General features: G+C 74.1%; 14 protein-coding genes and 1 pseudogene. 10 read left to right on the top strand and 5 right to left on the bottom strand.

The features are described 5' to 3' along the window. Window positions 1-784 (bottom strand): annotated as a pseudogene (locus RZ84_RS37470) (NADPH:quinone oxidoreductase family protein); the annotation flags it as partial. Between the two features lie 292 nt (window positions 785-1076). Between RZ84_RS37470 and RZ84_RS32345 the strand changes: the two are divergent. Continuing rightward, window positions 1077-1970, top strand: coding sequence for a helix-turn-helix transcriptional regulator (locus RZ84_RS32345; RefSeq protein WP_043268017.1), 894 nt, complete (start codon window positions 1077-1079; stop codon window positions 1968-1970). Here RZ84_RS32345 and RZ84_RS32340 read toward each other — a convergent pair. After that, complete coding sequence (locus RZ84_RS32340) at window positions 1908-2993, bottom strand: glycosyl hydrolase family 18 protein (RefSeq protein ID WP_043268016.1); 1086 nt, start codon at window positions 2991-2993, stop codon at window positions 1908-1910. The genes RZ84_RS32345 and RZ84_RS32340 overlap by 63 nt on opposite strands. A gap of 167 nt (window positions 2994-3160) precedes the next feature. Continuing rightward, window positions 3161-3823 carry a winged helix-turn-helix transcriptional regulator gene (locus RZ84_RS32335; RefSeq protein WP_043268015.1) on the bottom strand — a complete coding sequence of 221 codons (663 nt, stop codon included), beginning with the start codon at window positions 3821-3823 and terminating at the stop codon, window positions 3161-3163. A gap of 112 nt (window positions 3824-3935) precedes the next feature. On the opposite strand from RZ84_RS32335, the gene RZ84_RS32330 reads away from it, so the two are divergent. The 7 genes from RZ84_RS32330 to RZ84_RS32300 all read left to right on the top strand — a co-directional run bounded on the left by RZ84_RS32330 (window position 3936) and on the right by RZ84_RS32300 (window position 12086). Then, entirely contained in the window at window positions 3936-5147 is a 1212-nt protein-coding gene (locus tag RZ84_RS32330; RefSeq protein WP_043268014.1) for a pyridoxal phosphate-dependent aminotransferase, read from the top strand. A 230-nt stretch (window positions 5148-5377) separates the two neighbouring features. After that, the gene (gene egtA / locus RZ84_RS32325; RefSeq protein WP_043268013.1) at window positions 5378-6715 is read left to right on the top strand and encodes an ergothioneine biosynthesis glutamate--cysteine ligase EgtA; all 1338 of its coding nucleotides are present in this window, start codon (window positions 5378-5380) and stop codon (window positions 6713-6715) included. Beyond that, window positions 6712-8037: an ergothioneine biosynthesis protein EgtB gene (gene egtB / locus RZ84_RS32320; RefSeq protein ID WP_043268011.1), complete on the top strand. Its 1326-nt coding sequence runs from the start codon at window positions 6712-6714 to the stop codon at window positions 8035-8037. Before egtA ends, egtB begins: the two co-directional genes overlap by 4 nt. Then, the gene (gene egtC, locus RZ84_RS32315) at window positions 8037-8792 is read left to right on the top strand and encodes an ergothioneine biosynthesis protein EgtC (protein WP_043268009.1); all 756 of its coding nucleotides are present in this window, start codon (window positions 8037-8039) and stop codon (window positions 8790-8792) included. The genes egtB and egtC overlap by 1 nt, the downstream gene beginning before the upstream one ends. Next, window positions 8789-9751 (top strand): L-histidine N(alpha)-methyltransferase, encoded by a 963-nt coding sequence (egtD, locus tag RZ84_RS32310; RefSeq protein ID WP_043268007.1) that lies wholly within the window; start codon window positions 8789-8791, stop codon window positions 9749-9751. Before egtC ends, egtD begins: the two co-directional genes overlap by 4 nt. Before the next feature lie 109 nt (window positions 9752-9860). Next, the gene (locus RZ84_RS32305; RefSeq protein ID WP_043268006.1) at window positions 9861-10793 is read left to right on the top strand and encodes a phosphatidylinositol-specific phospholipase C; all 933 of its coding nucleotides are present in this window, start codon (window positions 9861-9863) and stop codon (window positions 10791-10793) included. A gap of 240 nt (window positions 10794-11033) precedes the next feature. Then, window positions 11034-12086 (top strand): trypsin-like serine peptidase, encoded by a 1053-nt coding sequence (locus RZ84_RS32300; RefSeq protein ID WP_043268004.1) that lies wholly within the window; start codon window positions 11034-11036, stop codon window positions 12084-12086. A 46-nt stretch (window positions 12087-12132) separates the two neighbouring features. Here RZ84_RS32300 and RZ84_RS32295 read toward each other — a convergent pair whose 3' ends face one another. Then, window positions 12133-13173 (bottom strand): phosphatidylinositol-specific phospholipase C domain-containing protein, encoded by a 1041-nt coding sequence (locus RZ84_RS32295; protein WP_043268002.1) that lies wholly within the window; start codon window positions 13171-13173, stop codon window positions 12133-12135. Window positions 13174-13323: 150 nt separating this feature from the next. Here RZ84_RS32295 and RZ84_RS32290 point away from each other — a divergent pair, with 150 nt between their 5' ends. Then, window positions 13324-13875, top strand: coding sequence for a DUF2165 domain-containing protein (locus RZ84_RS32290; protein ID WP_052230316.1), 552 nt, complete (start codon window positions 13324-13326; stop codon window positions 13873-13875). A 97-nt stretch (window positions 13876-13972) separates the two neighbouring features. Here RZ84_RS32290 and RZ84_RS32285 read toward each other — a convergent pair whose 3' ends face one another. After that, a complete protein-coding gene (locus RZ84_RS32285; RefSeq protein ID WP_043268000.1) occupies window positions 13973-17158 on the bottom strand; it encodes a cytochrome P450 in 3186 nt (1061 codons plus the stop codon). Window positions 17159-17305: 147 nt separating this feature from the next. Between RZ84_RS32285 and RZ84_RS42090 the strand changes: the two genes are divergently transcribed. Continuing rightward, the coding region (locus RZ84_RS42090) for a PAS domain-containing protein (protein ID WP_241777966.1) at window positions 17306-17884 on the top strand (579 nt) is incomplete at its 3' end.

The following is a 17884-nucleotide window of genomic DNA, read 5'->3' as shown; positions in this document are numbered from 1 at the left end:
CCGCCCCCTGGTCGGCGAGCTTGGTCAGTTCGTCGTGGCAGGCGTCGACGGCGGCCGGGTCCTTGGTGTTGTAGAGGCCCCAGTGCAGGCCCAGGACCGTGTAGTTCTTGACCAGGGCGTGGTTGAGGGCGGGGGGGGGGATGATGCCGCTGGCGAAGCCGACGACGATGATGCGGCCCTCGAAGGCGATGCACTTGGCGGACTGCGTGTACGCGTCGCCGCCGACCGGGTCGTAGACCACGTCGGCGCCCCGCCCGCCGGTGGCCTCCTTCACCGCCGCGACGATGTCGTCGCGGCGCCGGTCGAGCACCACGTCGCAGCCCAACTCCTCGGCGATACGCGCCTTTTCGGCGCCGCCGACGACACCGATGACGCGCGTGCCGGCGGCCCTGCCCAGCTGCACGGCGGCGCTGCCGACCCCGCCGGCCGCGGCGTGCACCAGCAGCGTCTCGCCCGGCCGGATCCGGGCCCGGCGGTGCAGTCCGAACCAGCCGGTCTGGTAGCCGATGTGCAGCGCGGCGGCCTCCGCGTCGTCCAGCGCTTCGGGGGCGGGGCGTACGGTCGCCGCGTCGACAGATACCAGCTCGGCGAAGCCGCCGTCGGGCAACGGCGGTTGGGCCAGCACCCGCGCACCGACCGTGCCGGCCGCCCCCTCCCCCACGGCCAGCACCTCGCCGCAGATCTCCACGCCCGGGGTGAACGGCAGCGGCGGCCGGACCTGGTACCGGCCGCGGCACAGCAGCGCGTCCGGGAAGTTCACATTGGCGGCCCGGACCCGTAGCAGCAGCTGCCCCGGCCCCGGTCGCGGATCCGGCACCTCCGAGAGCCGCATCACCTCCCGCGGCTCGCCGTTCGCGTGTACGCGCCATGCCTTCACCTGATGCCTCCACAGACCTCGGTCACTCGGCTGGTGCGGGGCCGCAGCGGACCCTCGCCACGGACATACTAAGCGGTCGGTATCCTTCACGGAACAGTCCCGACCGACCCGCCGCGAAGGTTCCGCCGACCACCCGCCCCGCGAGCCTGGCACTGACAGGGACAGGCTGCCCGCCGGCCGATGCCGCAGACTGGCCGGTATGGACTCATCCGCCACCGGCCCCACCGAACTGGGGGACTTTCTGCGCACCCGCCGCGCCCGGCTCCAGCCGGAGGACGTCGGCCTGGTCTCCTACGGGGCGCGCCGCCGGGTCCCCGGCCTGCGGCGCGAGGAACTCGCCCAGCTGGCCGGTGTCAGCGCGGCCTACTACACCCGCCTCGAACAGGGCCAGAGCCACAACGCCTCCGAGGGCGTGCTCGACGCGCTGGCCCGCGCGCTCCGGCTGAGCCCCGACGAGCGCGCCCATCTGCACCAGCTGTCCCGCCCGGCGCGGACCCGCCGCCGCCCCGCGGTACGCCACGACAGGGCCCGGCCCGGCGTCCGGCAGCTGCTCGCCGCCCTCGACGGTGTCCCCGCCGTGGCCCTCGGCCCCCGCTTCGAGGTACTGGCCTGGAACCGCCTCGGCCACGCGCTGCTCGCCGGCCACCTCGACTTCGACAGTCCCGCCCGCCCCCTGGACCGCCCCAACACCCAGCGGCTGTTCTTCCTCGACCCGCACACCCGCGAGCTCTACCCGGAACGCGAGCAGGAGGCCCGCCGCGCCGTCGCGGCCCTGCGGGTGGCCGCGGGACGCTTCCCCGACGACCCGCAACTGACCGAGCTCATCGGCGAGTTGTCCATGAAGAGCACCGAGTTCAGCGCGCTCTGGTCGCGGCACGCGGTCAGCAACTGCACCTTCGGCACCAAGCGCTTCCACCATCCGCTGGTCGGCGCGCTGACGCTGGACTTCGAGATGATGCAGACTCCGGACGGCTCCGGCCAGGGCGTGCTGATGTACACCGCCGCCGAGGGCTCCCCGTCCGAGGCCGCGCTACGCCTGCTCGCCACGGAACGCCGCCCAGACGCCCGGGTCCTCGAACCCGAGCGCCCATAGCCCGATCCCGCGCACCCCGTACTTCGCCGGCAGCGGCAGCTGGTCGCGCACGCCCCGCGCGTCCTGGTACCAGACCTGGTGCTCCTCGCCGCCCTTCACATACCGGAAGTACGGGGTGCCCGACGCCTCGTCGAAGCGGTAGGCGGCCCCCACCCGCCGGCGCAGCGCCTCGGCCTCGTGCCACGTCACATGCCCGGCCCGCCGGCCGCTGCCCGGCACCCAGTCCCACCCGTAGCCGGGGAAGGCCAGTTCGATCCGGTCCCGGGGCACGGTGGCCGTGGCCCGGCGCAGGATCTCCTCGTACCAGTCCTTCGAGGACAGCGGGCCCGGCTCCCCCATCGACCAGTGCAGGTCGTAGCCCATGATCCGGACGGTGTCGGCGAGCGCGCCCAGCCGCCGGTAGTCGAAGGCCGCGCCGGTCCCGCGGACCTGCGGCATCACCGTCACCACGCACCGCTTGCCGATGCGGTGCAGCCGCGCGCAGAGCTCGCCCACCAACGCGACATAGCCGGTCCGCACCCGGTCCCGGGCCGCCGCGTCCCCGGTCGCCGCCATCGTCTCGTAGTCCAGGTCGATGCCGTCGTAGCCCTGGCTCGTCACCACGCCCGCCAGCGCGTCGACATGGGTCCGGCGCCGCACCGGGTCGTGCAGCAACTCCCCCATCGCCGCGGCGTCCGGTGTCTCGGTCACCGTCGGCACCACGGCGATCCCGGCCCGGTGCAGCCCCGCCACCAGGTCCGGCCGGACCGCCCCGGCCCGGCCGGTGACCGCGCGCTCCGAGGCCGTCTCGTACCAGAAGGGGCTGACGGTGTGCAGCTGCCCGGCGTGCGCCACCGCGTCCCGGTAGGCGCCGTCGACATCGCCCCAGAACGGCAGCCACGCCGACATCGCCCGCCGCCCCGCCGCCGGAACCGCCCCGGCCGCCCCGGCCGCCCCGGACGACGGCACCGCCCCCGCCACCAACACCCCGGCCAGCACCACCGCGCCACCGGCCCGCCCCCGCATCCACCACGCTCGCCTCATGCCCCGAGCCTCGCCCGCGCCGCCCGCTGACGCCCCATCAAGACGGCCGAACGGAGGCCCGGCCACCGCGCACTGCGCGCGGCCCACGCCCCGCCGTCGAGCAGCCGCCGGAACGCCGGGCCTGCCGTTCGGGCGGACGACGGGAGTGTGACGACAGGACCCGGGACTCAGGCGAGGGGTGCGGGCTCCGGGCGGTCTTCGGGGTGGCTGAGCGTGATGCGGCCGGAGTCGATGGCCTGGGCGAGCGAAAGCCGATCGTACGCGAGGGCGGCGCAGGTCGCGGAGTCCAAGGTGAGGCGGATGTCGGGGAGTTCGGCCGGGCCGTCGGCGTAGGCGGGGGTGGCGGCCTCCGCCTCCGCTCCCCCGTCGCCGGGGCCGAGGGTGATGTGGAACGCGCCCTCTTCCAGGGCGATCTCGATGACGCGTACCGCGCCGTCCGTGAAGTGCCGGGCCAGCCGGGCCATGAGCGGTACCGCGAACCAGTGGGCGCGGACCGCGTCCGTGGGGCGCTGCTCGCCGAGGGCGGGGGCGCCCCAGTCGGCGAGGGCGGTCAGGGCCGGGAGCAGGGCGCGCCCGCGCGGGGTGAGTTCGTAGACGGAGGCGGCGCCGGGCGGTGGGAGGCGGCGGCGGGTGAGCAGACCGTCGCGCTCCATGTCCTTGAGGCGGGAGGCGAGCATGTCGGTACTGACGCCGGGCAGGTCGGCGTGCAGGTCCGTGTAACGCCGGGAGCCGCCCAGGAGTTCCCGGACGATCAGCAGCGTCCAGCGGTCGCCTACGGCGTCCAGGGCTCGGGCGATGGCGCAGTACTGGTCATAGCTTCGGCGCGACATGACACCAGGATAGACATGTGGTTGGATTTTCCAAGTTAGGAGTTGGGAAAACCAAGTACGGTGTCGACCACTGCCGCACCACGCGGCGGGCGAGAGACCGGGAGGCCGCCGCATGCAGTTCAAGCAGTCCAGCAAGATGGCCGACGTCTGCTACGAGATCCGCGGGCCGGTGATCGAGCACGCCAACGCACTGGAGGAGGCGGGCCACAGCGTGCTCCGGCTGAACACCGGCAACCCCGCGCTGTTCGGCTTCGAGTGTCCCGAAGAGATCCTCCAGGACATGATGCGCAACCTGTCCCGGGCACACGGCTACACGGATTCCCGCGGCATCCTGCCGGCCCGGCGGGCGGTCGCCCAGCGGTACCAGGAGGCCGGGCTGCCGGACGTCGGCGTCGATGACGTCCATCTCGGCAACGGCGTCTCGGAGCTGGTCTCCATGGCCGTCCAGGCACTGCTCGACGACGGCGACGAGGTGCTGATCCCGGCGCCGGACTTCCCCCTCTGGACGGCGGTCACCACCCTGGCCGGCGGCAAGGCGGTGCACTACCTCTGCGACGAGTCCGCCGACTGGCTGCCGGACCTCGACGACCTCGCCTCGAAGATCACCGACCGGACCCGGGCGATGGTCATCATCAACCCCAACAACCCGACGGGCGCCGTCTATCCGCGGGAGCTGCTGGAGGGCATGCTCGATCTGGCCCGCCGCCACCACCTGATGGTCTTCGCGGACGAGATCTACGACCGGATCCTGTACGACGACGAGGTCCACCACCACGCCGCGGTACTCGCCCCCGACCTGGTGTGCCTGACCTTCAGCGGGTTGTCCAAGTCGTACCGGGTCGCCGGGTTCCGCTCCGGCTGGCTGGTCGTCTCCGGGCCCAAGGAGCACGCCGCGGACTACCTGGAGGGGCTGGGCACCCTCGCCTCGATGCGGCTGTGCCCGAACGCCCCGGCGCAGTACGCGATCCAGGCGGCGCTCGGCGGCCGGCAGAGCATCCGGGACCTGGTACTCCCGGGCGGCCGACTGCGCGAGCAGCGCGACCGGGCCTGGGAGCGGCTGAACGAGATCCCGGGCGTCTCCTGCGTGAAGCCCAGGGGCGCGCTCTACGCGTTCCCGCGCCTGGACCCCGCGGTGCACAAGATCCACGACGACGAGAAGTTCGTGCTGGACCTGCTGCTGCGGGAGAAGATCCAGGTCGTCCAGGGCACCGGCTTCAACTGGCCGCGCCCGGACCACTTCCGGATCCTCACCCTCCCGCACGCGGACGACCTCGACGCGGCGATCAGCCGGATCGGGCGCTTCCTCGCGGGGTACCGGCAGTAGCGGCGGGGGCGAACGGCCGTCGTCTCTCCCGGCGGCCGTCGTCTCTCCCGGCGACGGCCACAGAGCACCCGAACGGGCGTACGGGTTTCTCCGTCCTAACCCCCGCTTCACCAGGCCGATCCCCGGACCGGGGCGGCCCGCGGCGGGCAGGCGCTCTTGAGCACATCGTCCGCAGGGGCTTAGGTGGAGGACGGCAATCCAGCCGCCGCCCCGGAGGGGAGAGGGAAGCCATGCGCGTACGGCCGGCAGCGTCGGAAGCGGAACTCGAGGCTCACCTGCACGGGATATGTTTCAAAACGGGACCCCCGCGCCGCATAGGTGTCGAGATCGAGTTCCTGGTCCATGACGCGCGCAACCCCCGATGTCCGGTCGAACCGTCCCGGATGCGCGCCGCGGCAGCCGCACTGCGCGCCCTGCCCCTCCGTTCCTCCCTCAGCTTCGAACCCGGCGGCCAGCTGGAGCTCAGCTCGCTGCCCGCCACCTCGCTCAGCGCCTGCGTCACGTCCGTCACGGACGATCTGGCACAGGTCCGGCCCACGATCCAGGGCCTGGGCCTCGGCATCGCGGGCCATGGCCACAATCCGTGGCACTCCCCCCGGCGGATCCTCGACGAGCCGCGCTATGACGCCATGGAGGCGTATTTCGACCGGTGGGGCCCGGCCGGGCGCTCCATGATGTGCGCCACCGCGTCCGTGCAGGTCTGTGTCGACGCCGGCTACGAGGAGCCCGGAACGCTGGGGCTCGGCCGGCGGTGGATGCTGGCGCATCTGCTGGGCGCGGTGCTGTCCGCCGCGTTCGCCAACTCGCCGCTCAGCGAGGGGTGCCCGACCGGCTTCCGCACCACCCGCCAGGCCGTCTGGTCGCAGCTCGACCCGGGCCGGACGCTCGCCCCGCCGCTGGGCACCGACCCGCGCACCGCGTGGTCCCGCTACGTGCTGGACGCCCCGGTGATGTGCATCCGCAGCGCGGACGGCCCCTGGGGCGCGCCGGAGGGCCTCACCTTCCGCGAGTGGATCCGTACCGGCGTGCCCCGCCCACCGACCAGGGAGGACCTCGACTACCACGTGACCACCCTCTTCCCGCCCGTCCGGCCGCGCGGCCATCTGGAGCTGCGCATGATCGACGCGCAGCCGGGCGACGCCGGGTGGATCGTTCCGCTGGCCGTCACGGCGGCGCTGTTCGACGATCCGGAGGCGTCCGAGCTCGCCTATCGGGCCGTCAAGCCCCTTGCCGAGACGGCGGGTTCGCATCCCGCGCCGCGGAATCCGCTGTGGCGGCGGGCGGCCCGGGGCGCGCTGACCGACCCCGAGCTGCACATGGCCGCGGTGGCCTGCTTCGCCGCGGCGCAGGAGGCGCTGCCCCGGCTGGGCGCCCCGGCCGGCGTCCGCGCGGCGGTCGCGGAGTTCACCGAGCGCTATGTGGCGCGCGGCCGGTGCCCCGCGGACGACCGCCTCGACGCGCTGTACGCGGCGGACGGCACCGGCCGCACCGACCACGGCCGGGCCGGCGAAGGCACCTCCGACACCGCGGCCAGGAACCGTCTCACCCTTGGGAAGGACAGCCAGTGACCACCGATTCCGAGTCGCTCCGGGAGCGCGCGGCGGCGGCACTGCTCGCCGCCCGCGACCGCACCCGCCTGCTGACCAGCTGCGTCGAGGACCCCGATCTCGTCGCCCAGCACTCCCCGTTGATGTCCCCGCTGGTGTGGGACCTGGCACACATCGGCAACCAGGAAGAGCAGTGGCTGCTGCGCACCGTCGGCGGCCGGGACGCGCTCCGTCCGGACATCGACTCCGTCTACGACGCCTTCGAGCATCCGCGCGCCGCGCGCCCCACCCTGCCGCTGCTGGGCCCCGACGAGGCGCACGGCTATGTCGCCGAGGTCCGCGGCCGGGTGCTGGACATCCTGGAGCGCACCCCGCTGCACGGCGGACCGCTGCTGGACTCCGGCTTCGCCTTCGGAATGATCGCCCAGCACGAACAGCAGCACGACGAAACGATGCTGATCACCCATCAGCTTCGGCAGGGGCCCGCCGTGCTCACCGCGCCCGAGCCCCCGGCCGCTCCCGGCGTCCGCCTGCCGTCCGAAGTCCTCGTTCCCGGTGGGCCGTTCACCATGGGCACCTCCACGGAGCCCTGGGCGCTGGACAACGAGCGGCCCGCGCACCGCCGGGAGGTGCCCGCGTTCCTGCTCGACACCACCCCGGTCAGCAACGCCGCCTACCAGCGCTTCATCGAGGACGGCGGCTACCACGACCCGCGCTGGTGGGTGCCGGAGGGCTGGGCGCAGGTGCGCGAACAACGGCTGCGCGCACCGCTGTTCTGGCGGCGCGAGGGCAGCCAGTGGCTGCGCCGCCGGTTCGGGGTGACCGAGCCGGTGCCGCCGGACGAGCCGGTGCTGCACGTCAGCTGGTACGAGGCGGACGCCTATGCGCGCTGGGCCGGCCGCCGGCTGCCCACCGAGGCCGAATGGGAGAAGGCGGCCCGGCACGACCCGGCGGCCGGGCGGGCGATGCGCTACCCGTGGGGCGACGAGGATCCGACCCCGGCGCACGCCAACCTCGGCCAGCGACACCTGCGGCCGGCCCCGGTCGGCAGCTACCCGGAAGGGCAATCTCCGCTCGGCGTACACCAGTTGATCGGTGACGTGTGGGAGTGGACGGCGAGCGACTTCCTCCCCTACCCCGGCTTCGCGGCCTTCCCCTACCGGGAGTACTCGGAGGTGTTCTTCGGCAGCGCGTACAAGGTGCTGCGCGGCGGCTCGTTCGCGGTCGACCCGGTGGCCTGCCGCGGCACCTTCCGCAACTGGGACCTGCCGGTCCGGCGGCAGATCTTCGCCGGGTTCCGCACCGCCCGGGACGCCGGCCCAGACGCCTCGGACGGGCTCTGATGTGCCGTCATATGGGCTATCTGGGGCCGGAGATACCGTTCGGGCAGATCGTGCTGGCGCCGCCGAACGGGCTCTACCGGCAGTCCTGGGCACCGCGCCGCCAGCGGCACGGCACGGTCAACGCGGACGGCTTCGGCGTCGGCTGGTACGCGCCCGGCGACCCCGTTCCCGCCCGCTACCGCCGGGCCGGCCCGATCTGGGCCGACGAGCAGCTGCCCGACCTGGCCCGGGTGGTCCGCACCGGCGCCCTGCTCGCCGCCGTACGGGACGCGACGGTGGCCGGTGCGGACGCCGAGGCGGCAGCCGCGCCGTTCGCCGCGGGCCGGTATCTCTTCAGCCACAACGGCGCGGTGGCCGGCTGGCCGGACACCCTCGCCCCGCTGGTGGCCGAGCTGCCGGCCGTGGAGCTGCTCCGCCTCCAGGCGCGCTGCGACACCGCCTTCCTGTGGGCGCTGGTCCGGCACCGGCTGGCCCTCGGCGACGACGTGGGCGAGGCGCTGGCCGGCACCGTCCGGGCGGTGGCCCGGGTCGCGCCCGGCTCCCGGCTCAATCTGCTGCTGACCGACGGCACCACCGTCGCCGCCACCTCGTGGGGCGACACCCTGTGCCACCTGGCCGTGCCCGGCGGCGGCCGGGTCGTCGCCTCCGAGCCCCACGACGATTCCCCCCGGTGGACCGAGGTCCCCGACCACACCCTGCTGTGTGCCACCCGCACCGACGTCCACCTCACCCCGCTCAAGGAGCCCGCAACGTGAGCCCCCTCAGCATCACCCGCACCCTCCCCGCCGACGCCACCGCGGCCGCGCTCCGCGCCGACGTCTCCCGGGGCCTGTCCGGCACGCCCAAGCAGCTGCCGCCCAAGTGGTTCTACGACGCCCGCGGCAGCAAGCTGTTCGACGAGATCACCACACTTCCCGAGTACTACCCGACCCGCGCCGAACGCGAGATCCTGCTCGCCGTCGCGGACCGGATCGCCGCGGCCACCCGCGCCCGCACCCTCATCGAGCTGGGCTCCGGCTCGTCCGACAAGACCCGCCATCTGCTGCGGGCGCTGACCGATCTGGACACCTATCTCCCCATCGATGTCAGCGAGTCGGCGCTGCGGGCGGCCGGCGAGGCGCTGCTCACCGAGCACCCGCAGCTCACCGTGCACGCGCTGGTCGCCGACTTCCAGCAGGGTCTCGCGCTGCCGCCGGCGCCCGGCCCCCGGCTGCTCGCCTTCCTGGGCGGCACCATCGGCAACCTGCTCCCGGACGAGCGCGCCGGCTTCCTGCGCTCCGTCCACGACCTGCTCTCCCCCGGCGACGCGCTGCTGCTGGGCACCGACCTGGTCAAGGACGAGGCCACGCTCGTCGCCGCGTACGACGACGCGCGCGGGGTGACAGCCGCCTTCAACAAGAACGTCCTGGAGGTCGTCAACCGGGAACTGGGCGGCGACTTCGACCCGGCGGACTTCGATCATGTCGCGCTCTGGAACGCGGAGTGCGAATGGATCGAGATGCGGCTCCGGGCCCGCGAGGAGCTGACCGTGAAGATCCCGGGGATCGATCTGGTGGTGCCGTTCGCGGCCGGCGAGGAGGTGCGGACCGAGGTCTCGGCGAAGTTCCGCAAGAACCGGGTACGGGACGAACTCCAGGCCGCAGGGCTGGAGTTGACGGAGTGGTGGACGGATGGCGCGGGCCGGTTCGCACTGTCCCTCGCGGTCCGGACCTGACAGCCGGGTGCCCCGCCCCCCGTCGGTGTGGTGCGATGTCCCGATCGCATGGCCGCGCGCTCCGGGGGGCGCGGCCGGTCGCGCACGGACTCGACGGAGGGGCAGGGGCATGGGGCTGGATCGGCGGGGGTTCCTCCGGGGCACGGCGGGGCTTTCCGCCGCCGGGGTACTGGCGGGCGCCGGCAGCGGGCGGTTCACGGCAGCGGCGGCGCCCCGGCAGCGCAGCAGCCGCCGCACGCTGTCCGCACAGGACTGGATGGCGGCGCTCGGCGACGCCACCCCCGTCCAGCGGCTGACCATCCCCGGCACCCATGACTCCGGCGCCCGCCACGGCGGCCCGTGGGTCGCCTGCCAGAACACCTCCACAGCGGCCCAACTGGCCGGCGGCATACGGTTCCTGGACGTCCGCTGCCGGGCCGTCGACGGCGTGTTCGCGATCCACCACGGCGCCTTCTACCAGCAGCTGATGTTCGACGACGTGCTCAACGCCTGCCGGGCGTTCCTCCGGGCGCACCCCTCCGAAACGGTGCTGATGCGCGTCAAGCAGGAGTACTCGGAGGTCTCCGCCGAGGAGTTCCGCCGGATCTTCGGCAGCTATCTGGGCGCGAAGGGCTACCGCCCGCTGTTCCGGCTGGAACCGGGGCTGCCGACGCTGGGCCGGGCCCGGGGCCGGGTCGTCCTGCTGGCCGACTCCGCCGGGCTGGGCGGCATCCGGTACGCCGACCCGCGGCTCTTCGACATCCAGGACGACTACATGGCCGAGCCGTTCGGGAAATGGCCCAAGATCGAGGCGCAGTTCCGCAGGGCCGTCGCCCGGCCGGGGAAGCTGTTCGTGAACTACGTCAGCACCGCGGCCCTGCTGCCGCCCCGAGGTAACGCGGACCGGCTCAACCCACGGGTGAAGACCCTGCTGGAGAGCGCGGAGGGCAGCGGCTGGCGGGGGCTGGGCATCGTCCCGATGGACTTCCCGAACGAGTTCGGGCTGGCCCGGACGCTGATCCGGCACAACCTGGCGGGCCGCGGCATCACCCTCGTGGGCTAGCCCGGGGCCGGCGGCGCGACCGTGCGCACCGGGCTCCCCGGAACCGCCGGAAAGCGGGCATCCCGGGGCGCCGCGGAAGCCGGTTCCGCCGGCGCGGAACGTGACGATCCGCATGATCCGCCGCCCCGACCGAACCACCGCGGGCCACCGTGCATCATGCTGGTTGAAATGTCTGGATCCGGCGGCGCCACTCCCCCTGACGACTGGGCGCCGCCGGCTGATGCAACGAGGCGACACCAGGTGGAGACGAGCGATCGCGGGCTCACGAAGGCGGCACAGGACCCCGACCGGGCGGCCGAACCGTCGGGAAGACCCGCCCCGCCCGGGTCGCCTGCCCCGGCCCGACGCATCCGTACCGGGCGGTCCCGCGCCGGCGTGCCGCTGCGGGCCACCCTGGCACTCGGGCTGCTGACGGTCGTCGTGGGCGGCGCGGCGCTGGCGCTGGGGGCCACCACGCACGATCCGTTCGTGGCGCCCGGGAACCCTGCCACGGGGACGTACACCGCTTCCCGTTCCGCCGGCGACCAGGCCGCCGCGGCGGTCCTGGCCGGGCCGTACAAGGAGCGCCCCGGCCCACCGGTGACCAGCACCCGCAGCGCCGCCGGCAGCCCGGTGCCGCTGCCCGCCTCCCGGCCCCTGACGGCGACCCCGACTGCCCCCGCGCCGCCGATCGGCGCGCTCTTCTCCCCCGAGGACGACGGCGACCCCGCCCACTACTGCACCGCGAGCGTGGTCGACGCCCCCGGCGGGAACCTCATCGTCACCGCCGCGCACTGCGTGTACGACGGCGGCTTCCGCACCCGGCTGGTCTTCGGGCCCGGTCTGCACGACGGGATCGCGCCGTACGGCCTGTGGGTGGCCACCCGCGTCGATGTCGACCCCCGCTGGATCAGCGACCGGGACCCGGACCGCGACGTCGCGTTCGTGCGGGTGCGCCGACACGGGCGGTCGGACGAGCGGATCGAGGACGTCACCGGGGCCGAGCGGATCCGGTTCGGCGCACCGCCCGGCCGCCCGGCCCAGCTGACCGGCTATCCCGGCGACAACGACACCCCGCTCGCCTGCCGGCACACCGCCGACGCCCAGGGCCCCGGCCAGCTCCGCTTCCCCTGCGCCGGATTCCCGACCGGTACCAGCGGCGGTCCGATGCTCACCGACCTCGATCCGGAGACCGGCACCGGCTCCCTGATCGGGGTGATCGGCGGCCTGGACGAGGGCGGCGACGACGCGACGTCGTACAGCAGCCGGTTCGGGGACGCCGTGGCGGCGCTCTACCACCGGGCCGCGTCGTAGGCCCGGTCCGACGGGTCGGGGCCGGGCGGCCGGGTGGGTCGTCCGGCTACTCGGTCCCGCGCGGCACCACCGTGGACAGGACCGACGGGAGCGGGTACCAGTCGGCGGTGGCGAAACTGGCGTGGGCGGCGGCGAGTTGGCGCACCCGGGCCAGTGCGTCGGCCTCGGCGGGTCGGACGGGGTCGAGGGCCGGCGGGACCTTGTGGGCGTCGGTCATGACGAGGAGGTAGTGGCGGGCGTCGTACCAGGCGGTGTCGATGCCGCCGTCCAAGTAGGTCGCGGCATCGCCGTCGAAAACCACGAACCAGGGGCGCACGGCCGGGTCGGCGTAGCGCTCGCGGGGGTCGCCGGGGGCGGCTCCGTGGACGGCGGGGAAGGCGGTGGACCGCTCCAGCTCGCCCCGGGCGGCCAGGTCCTTGAGGTGGGTGGCGTATTCGACGTCGGTCCACAGTCGGTCGAGCGGGTTGTGCTCCTCGACGGTGCCCGGTATCAGCTCGAAGAGGAACGTGCCGGCGAGGTCGGCGCGCGCCGGCCAGCCGCGGGCCCGGACGGCCTCGTCGAGCGTGGCGTGGTCCGCGGTCAGGTCGCCGGGTCCGTAGACCGCGTCGCCCAGCTTCCGCCGTACGAGCGCGTCGAATTCGGCCGGTCCCCGGCCGCCCCTGGCGTTGAAGCCGTCCTTCATCTCGATCTTGACGAGGATCGGGCGGTGGCCGGGGTGCGCGTCGTGCCAGGCCCGCAGGTCGGCGAGGCAGCCGGCGAAGTCCTGGTCCCGGTGGTCGGTGCGCAGCTCGGCGGCGGTGCCGGCGCCGACGCAGTTGCTGTTGTTCCCCAGGGGGTTGCCGTGCGAGACCCGCCAGGACGAGCCGAGTCCGTTGGTCCAGACGTCGACCTCGACGAGCGAGGCGCCGGAGTCCAGCGCGTCCGCGAAGTAGGGGTACTTGGCCTTCTCGTAGGCGTTGTGCACACCCACCCCTGTGCTGGTGCCGTAGCCGGCGGTGGCCGCGGGTGCGGCGTCCGCCGGGCCGGCCGCCGCGATCACCGCTGCCGCCGCGGCGGCCACCGTTCCTGCACACCGCTTGTCGTCCATGAGCCCCGCTCTCCCGATGTCCTGTCATGTCCTCGGCCGATCGGGGAGCAGCGTACGGGAGCTGCCGGGTGCGGCGGTGGCGCGATTACGGACAATGGTCGGAGTGCGGCACGGTGGCCGCACGAGTGACGCTCTGGAGGAGTTGTGCGGGTGAGGGTACGCGGGGGAATACCGGCGACGGGCACGGGCCTGACGTCGGCGGCGGCCGTGCTGACCGGGACGGTCGCGCTCTATGTCGCGCTGGTCGTCTTCGGGAACATCACGGACTTCGGTACGAACCAGCAGTATGTGCGGCATGTCCTGGCGATGGACACCACGTTCCGTGACCCGGATCTGATGTGGCGGGCCATCACCTCGCACACGGTCCAGGACGCGGCGTATGTGGCCATCATCGCCTGGGAGTTGGTGGCGGCGGTGGTGCTGGTGGCCGCCACGGTGCTGTGGGTCGTGGGGGCGCGGCGCGGCGAGCTCGACCGCGCCCGCCGGGTGGCGACCGCGGGGCTGCTGATGATGCTGGTGCTGTTCGGGGCCGGGTTCCTGGCGATCGGCGGGGAGTGGTTCGCGATGTGGCAGTCGAAGCAGTGGAACGGGGTCGAGGCCGCGGTGCGCAACTTCACCGTGGCGGGGATCGTGCTGCTGGTGATCCACCTGCCGGGGGCGACGGGACGGCCGCGGGAGACCGCACCGGAGCCGTCCGCGTAACCGGCGGTGGCCGGCCGGCACGGCCCCGGTGCGTACCCCGCGGCATCCCGTCCGGGTACGCACCGGGGGCCGTCTCGGGGCCGAGCCGGGCGGGGGCTCAGCCGGCCGCGTACACGTCCTCGATGTACCGCCCGGAGGCGGTCAGTTCGCGCAGCCACGCCTCCGACTCCTGGGCCGAGGCACCGGTCTGCGCCCCGTGCAGCTCGCGGAAGGCGGCTCGTACGCCGGGGGCCATCCGGCTGCCGTCGCCGCAGACGTGGACCCGGGCCCCGGCCTGGAGCAGCTCCCACACCTCGGCGCCCTCGGCGGCGATCCGGTGCTGGACGAAGCGGTGGCCGTTCTGCGGGCGGGCGCTGAAGACGGGGTGTACACGGACCGCGCCGGCTTCCTGGGCGGCGGCGAACTCGGCGGCGTGCAGATAGTCGCCGTCGGGGTCGTCACAGCCGAAGTAGAGCCGGGCGGGGGCGGTCTGGCCGGCCGCGACGCGGTCGGCGACGGCGCCGCGGAACGGCGCCAGCCCGGTACCGGCCGCGACCATGATGACCGGGGTGTCCTCGGCGGGGTCGAGGCGGAACGCCTCGCGGCAGGGCTGGACGCGGGCCAGCAGCGTGTCGCCGGGCCGCAGGGTGTGCAGATAGGTGGAGCCGGTGCCGCCGGGCAGCAGCGAGACCATCAGATCGGCGTGGCGCGGGTCGCCGGCGGGCGAGGAGGACAGCGAGTAGTGCCGGGTGCGGAGCGGCGGCAGCAGCTCCAGGACCACCGGCCAGGGCAGCGCGCCGCGCAGCGCGGGGTGGGCCTCGATCAGCTCGATGACGGTACGCGGATCGTCCTCGGGAAGGGCTTCCAGCGCCAGGCGCTCGGGCGGGCAGGGGTTGTGGGCGGCCAGCAGGGCGGCCTGGCCGGCTGTCGGACGAGCCCCCAACTCCAGGTGACTGGTGAGAAGTTGACGTATGGTCAGCGGCCGGTCGACGGGGAAGGTGTCGCGCGCCGGGCGGCCGGCGGGCGCGCCCAGGGACAGCACGGTGTCCGGGTCGACGCCGAGCGCGGCGGCGGCCCGGGCCACCGCCTCCGGGGTGTTGGCGGGCAGCACGGCGAGGTGGTCGGCGGTGCGGTAGGCGGTGCCGTCCGGGAGGGCGATGCGCAGGAAGCGCTTGGGGCGGGGCCAGTCCGGGGCGGTGAGGTCGTATGCCTCGGCGACGGTCATCGCGGTGAGCTCGTGCCGGGCGGCGAGCGCGTCGAGCGGGCCGCCGGTGACCTCCGTGACGGTGTAGCCGGCGCCGTCGTCGCCCGGGGTGCCCGCGCCGATACTCGCCGGGTCGCCGTAGCGGGTCAGCAGCTCGGTGCGCAGTGCGGCGGCGAACTCCTCGACGGACGCGGTCAGTTGGCCGGAGGCGTCGGCCTCGGCGCGCGGCAGCAGCCGCCGGCCGCCGAGTGCGGCCAGCCGGTCGTCGACGAGGGTGGGCACCTGCTGGTAGGTGGCGGCCCAGTTGCGGTCGCCGACGCCCAGGACGGCGTACGGGACCGCGGACGCGGCGCCGTCCGGGGCGGTCCGGAGCCAGTCCACGAAGGCGAGCGCGTCGTCCGTCGGCTGCCCGTTGTAGGACGCGGCGACGATGACGGCGGGGCGGTCGGCGGGCAGCGCACCGGCGTAGGCGTCGAGCGGGGCGACCTCGGGCGCGAAGCCCAACGCGGCGGCCTCGTCGGCGAGCCGCTCGGCGAACTCCCGGCAGGTGCCGTAGTTGGTGCCGTGCAGCAGGAGCAGCCCGGTGTCCTGCGGTACGCGGGTGGGCAGTTGGTCGTCGGCCGCGGCGTCGGCCGCCTCGCCGCCGGCCGCGGCACCGGGCAGTACGGCCGCCGCGGCGCGGACCGCGGCCCGGTCGGCGGGGGTGCGGGCGGCGAGGGTGAGGGTGAAGCCGTCGGGCTTGAGGGTGAGCGTCTCCTTGATGCGCAACCGGTAGCCGGCATGGTCGATCAGCCGGTAGCGGTGGACGAGGAGGGCCAGCAGCATGGTCGCCTCGTGGAGCGCGAACTGCCGCCCGATGCAGGCGCGTTCACCGGTGCCGAACGGCTTGTAGGCGTGCGGTGAGCGGGCCGCCTCGGCCTCCGGGCCGAAGCGGAACGGGTCGAACAGGTCGGGGTTGTCGCCCCAGACCGGGTCGCGGTGCAGCATCGGCGTCAGGACGGTGACCAGTTCACCGGCCCGGACCGGGTAGCGTCCGCCGAGCACCGTGTCGGTACGGGCCTGCCGGGTGAAGGCGGCGGCGGTGGGCCACAGCCGCAGCGCCTCGTTGAGCACCTGCCGGGTGAACGCCAGCTTCCCGATGTCCTCGAAGGACGGGTCGGGATCGGCCTCGTCGCCCCACAGCTCGTCCGCCTCGCGCTGGACCATCCGCAGCGCGAGGGGGTCCTTGAGGAGGTGGTACAGGGCGAAGGAGAGCGCGCCGGAGGTGGTCTCGTGGCCGGCGATCAGGAAGGTGATGACCTGGTTGCGGATGTTGGCGAGATCCAGCACCGGCCCCTGGGGCCCGTCGCCCTCGCCGGTGGCGGCGAGCATCAGGCCCAGCAGATCGTCCTCACCGCGGTCACCGCTCGCCGTACGGGCGGCGATCACCTCGTCGACGACGGACGCGAGGTAGTCGGCGTCGGCGCGGAACGCGGCGTCCGCCGCGGAGTGGTCGGTGCCGGGCTTCCGGGCGAACTTCTTCATGCTCCATTCGAGGCAGCGCACCATCGACTCGACGAACGGGTGCGGGGTGTCCCGGGAGAACGACGCGAAGTCGAAGCCGAAACCGGCGAGCCCGATGGTGTCCAGCGTCATCCGGGTCATGTCGTCCGCGACCTCGACGGGCGTGCCGTCGGCCAGCTTCCGGTCCCAGCTCGCCATGACCCGGCGGGCGACCTTCAGCATCGCCGGGTGGTAGGTCCGCATCGAGCCGAGCGCGAAGGCCGGCATCAGGACCTCGTGCGCCCTGGCCCAGTTCGGCTCGTCGTTGTAGGCGGTGAACAGACCGTCACCGGCGAACTCTCTGACGTCCTCCAGGACGACCGACACGCCCTTGGCGAAGCGGGTCTCGTCGGCGACCTCGGTGACCAGGTCGAGCGAGGACAGGAACAGCGTCTCCCGCTCGCCGAACTTGCGCAGGAAGGCCGGGCCGTGGATCCGGGCGAGGTCCATGGCCTGCTGGATGGGCGTCGTGGCGATCCCGGACGCCGTGAGGTCGGCGACCGGGAGGCTCACCTCGGCGGCTCGTTCGCCCGTCTGGGGCGCGATGGTGTCGGTCATGCCTCCAGCGTGACCGGCCCGGTGTGCGGGACGGACGCGGGCAACTGCATGATTGTGCAGTGGTTTGTCGCTGAACACTCTTGCGCGCGGGCCCACGATGGGTCAGCGGCGAGGGCCGGGGCGGGAGAGAAGGCAGGAATCGGGGCGATGGGCACACGGACCGGCGGCGGAGCGCCGGAGGGCTGCGAGGAGGCGTCCGGCGCGGACGCGCGGGGCGGCACGACCGTACCGGACGGCACGGCGGTGCCGCCCTGCGCGGACGGTGAGCAGGGCCCCGCGGCGGGTCCGCACGGCCCGCCCGGGACGCTCGATCCGGCCGGCCGCTGCGCGGTCAGTCCCTACCGCGACTACTTCGTGATGCTGCTGGACCGGGTCCCCACCCCGATCGCGGTGTGCCGGGCCGACGGCGAGGTGGTGATCGCCAACCCGGCGATGGCCGCCGAGTGGGACGCCTCCCCCGGGCAGCTGCGCGGCCGTAACCTGCTGGACCGGTTCCGGCCCCGCGACAAGGGGCAGATCACCCGGCTCACCGAGGCGCTGCGGCTGGGCCACCGGTCGCGCTATCCGGTGGAGGTGCGCTGGCGGGTCGGCCCCGAAGGGCCCGAGCGGGAGGGCGAGTTGTCGGTGGACCCGGTCGGCGATCCGTCCGTCCGGCCGCCCGCGCTGCTGGCGCTACTGCGGGTGAACGAGACCGCGCCGGCGCCCGCGCCGCGCGCCGCGGCCAGC

The sequence above is a fragment of the Streptomyces sp. CT34 genome, assembly GCF_000805335.1.
Taxonomy (GTDB): Bacteria; Actinomycetota; Actinomycetes; order Streptomycetales; family Streptomycetaceae; genus Streptomyces.
Note: the sequence above shows the minus strand (reverse complement) of the source record. Positions and strands in the feature narration are given on the sequence as shown.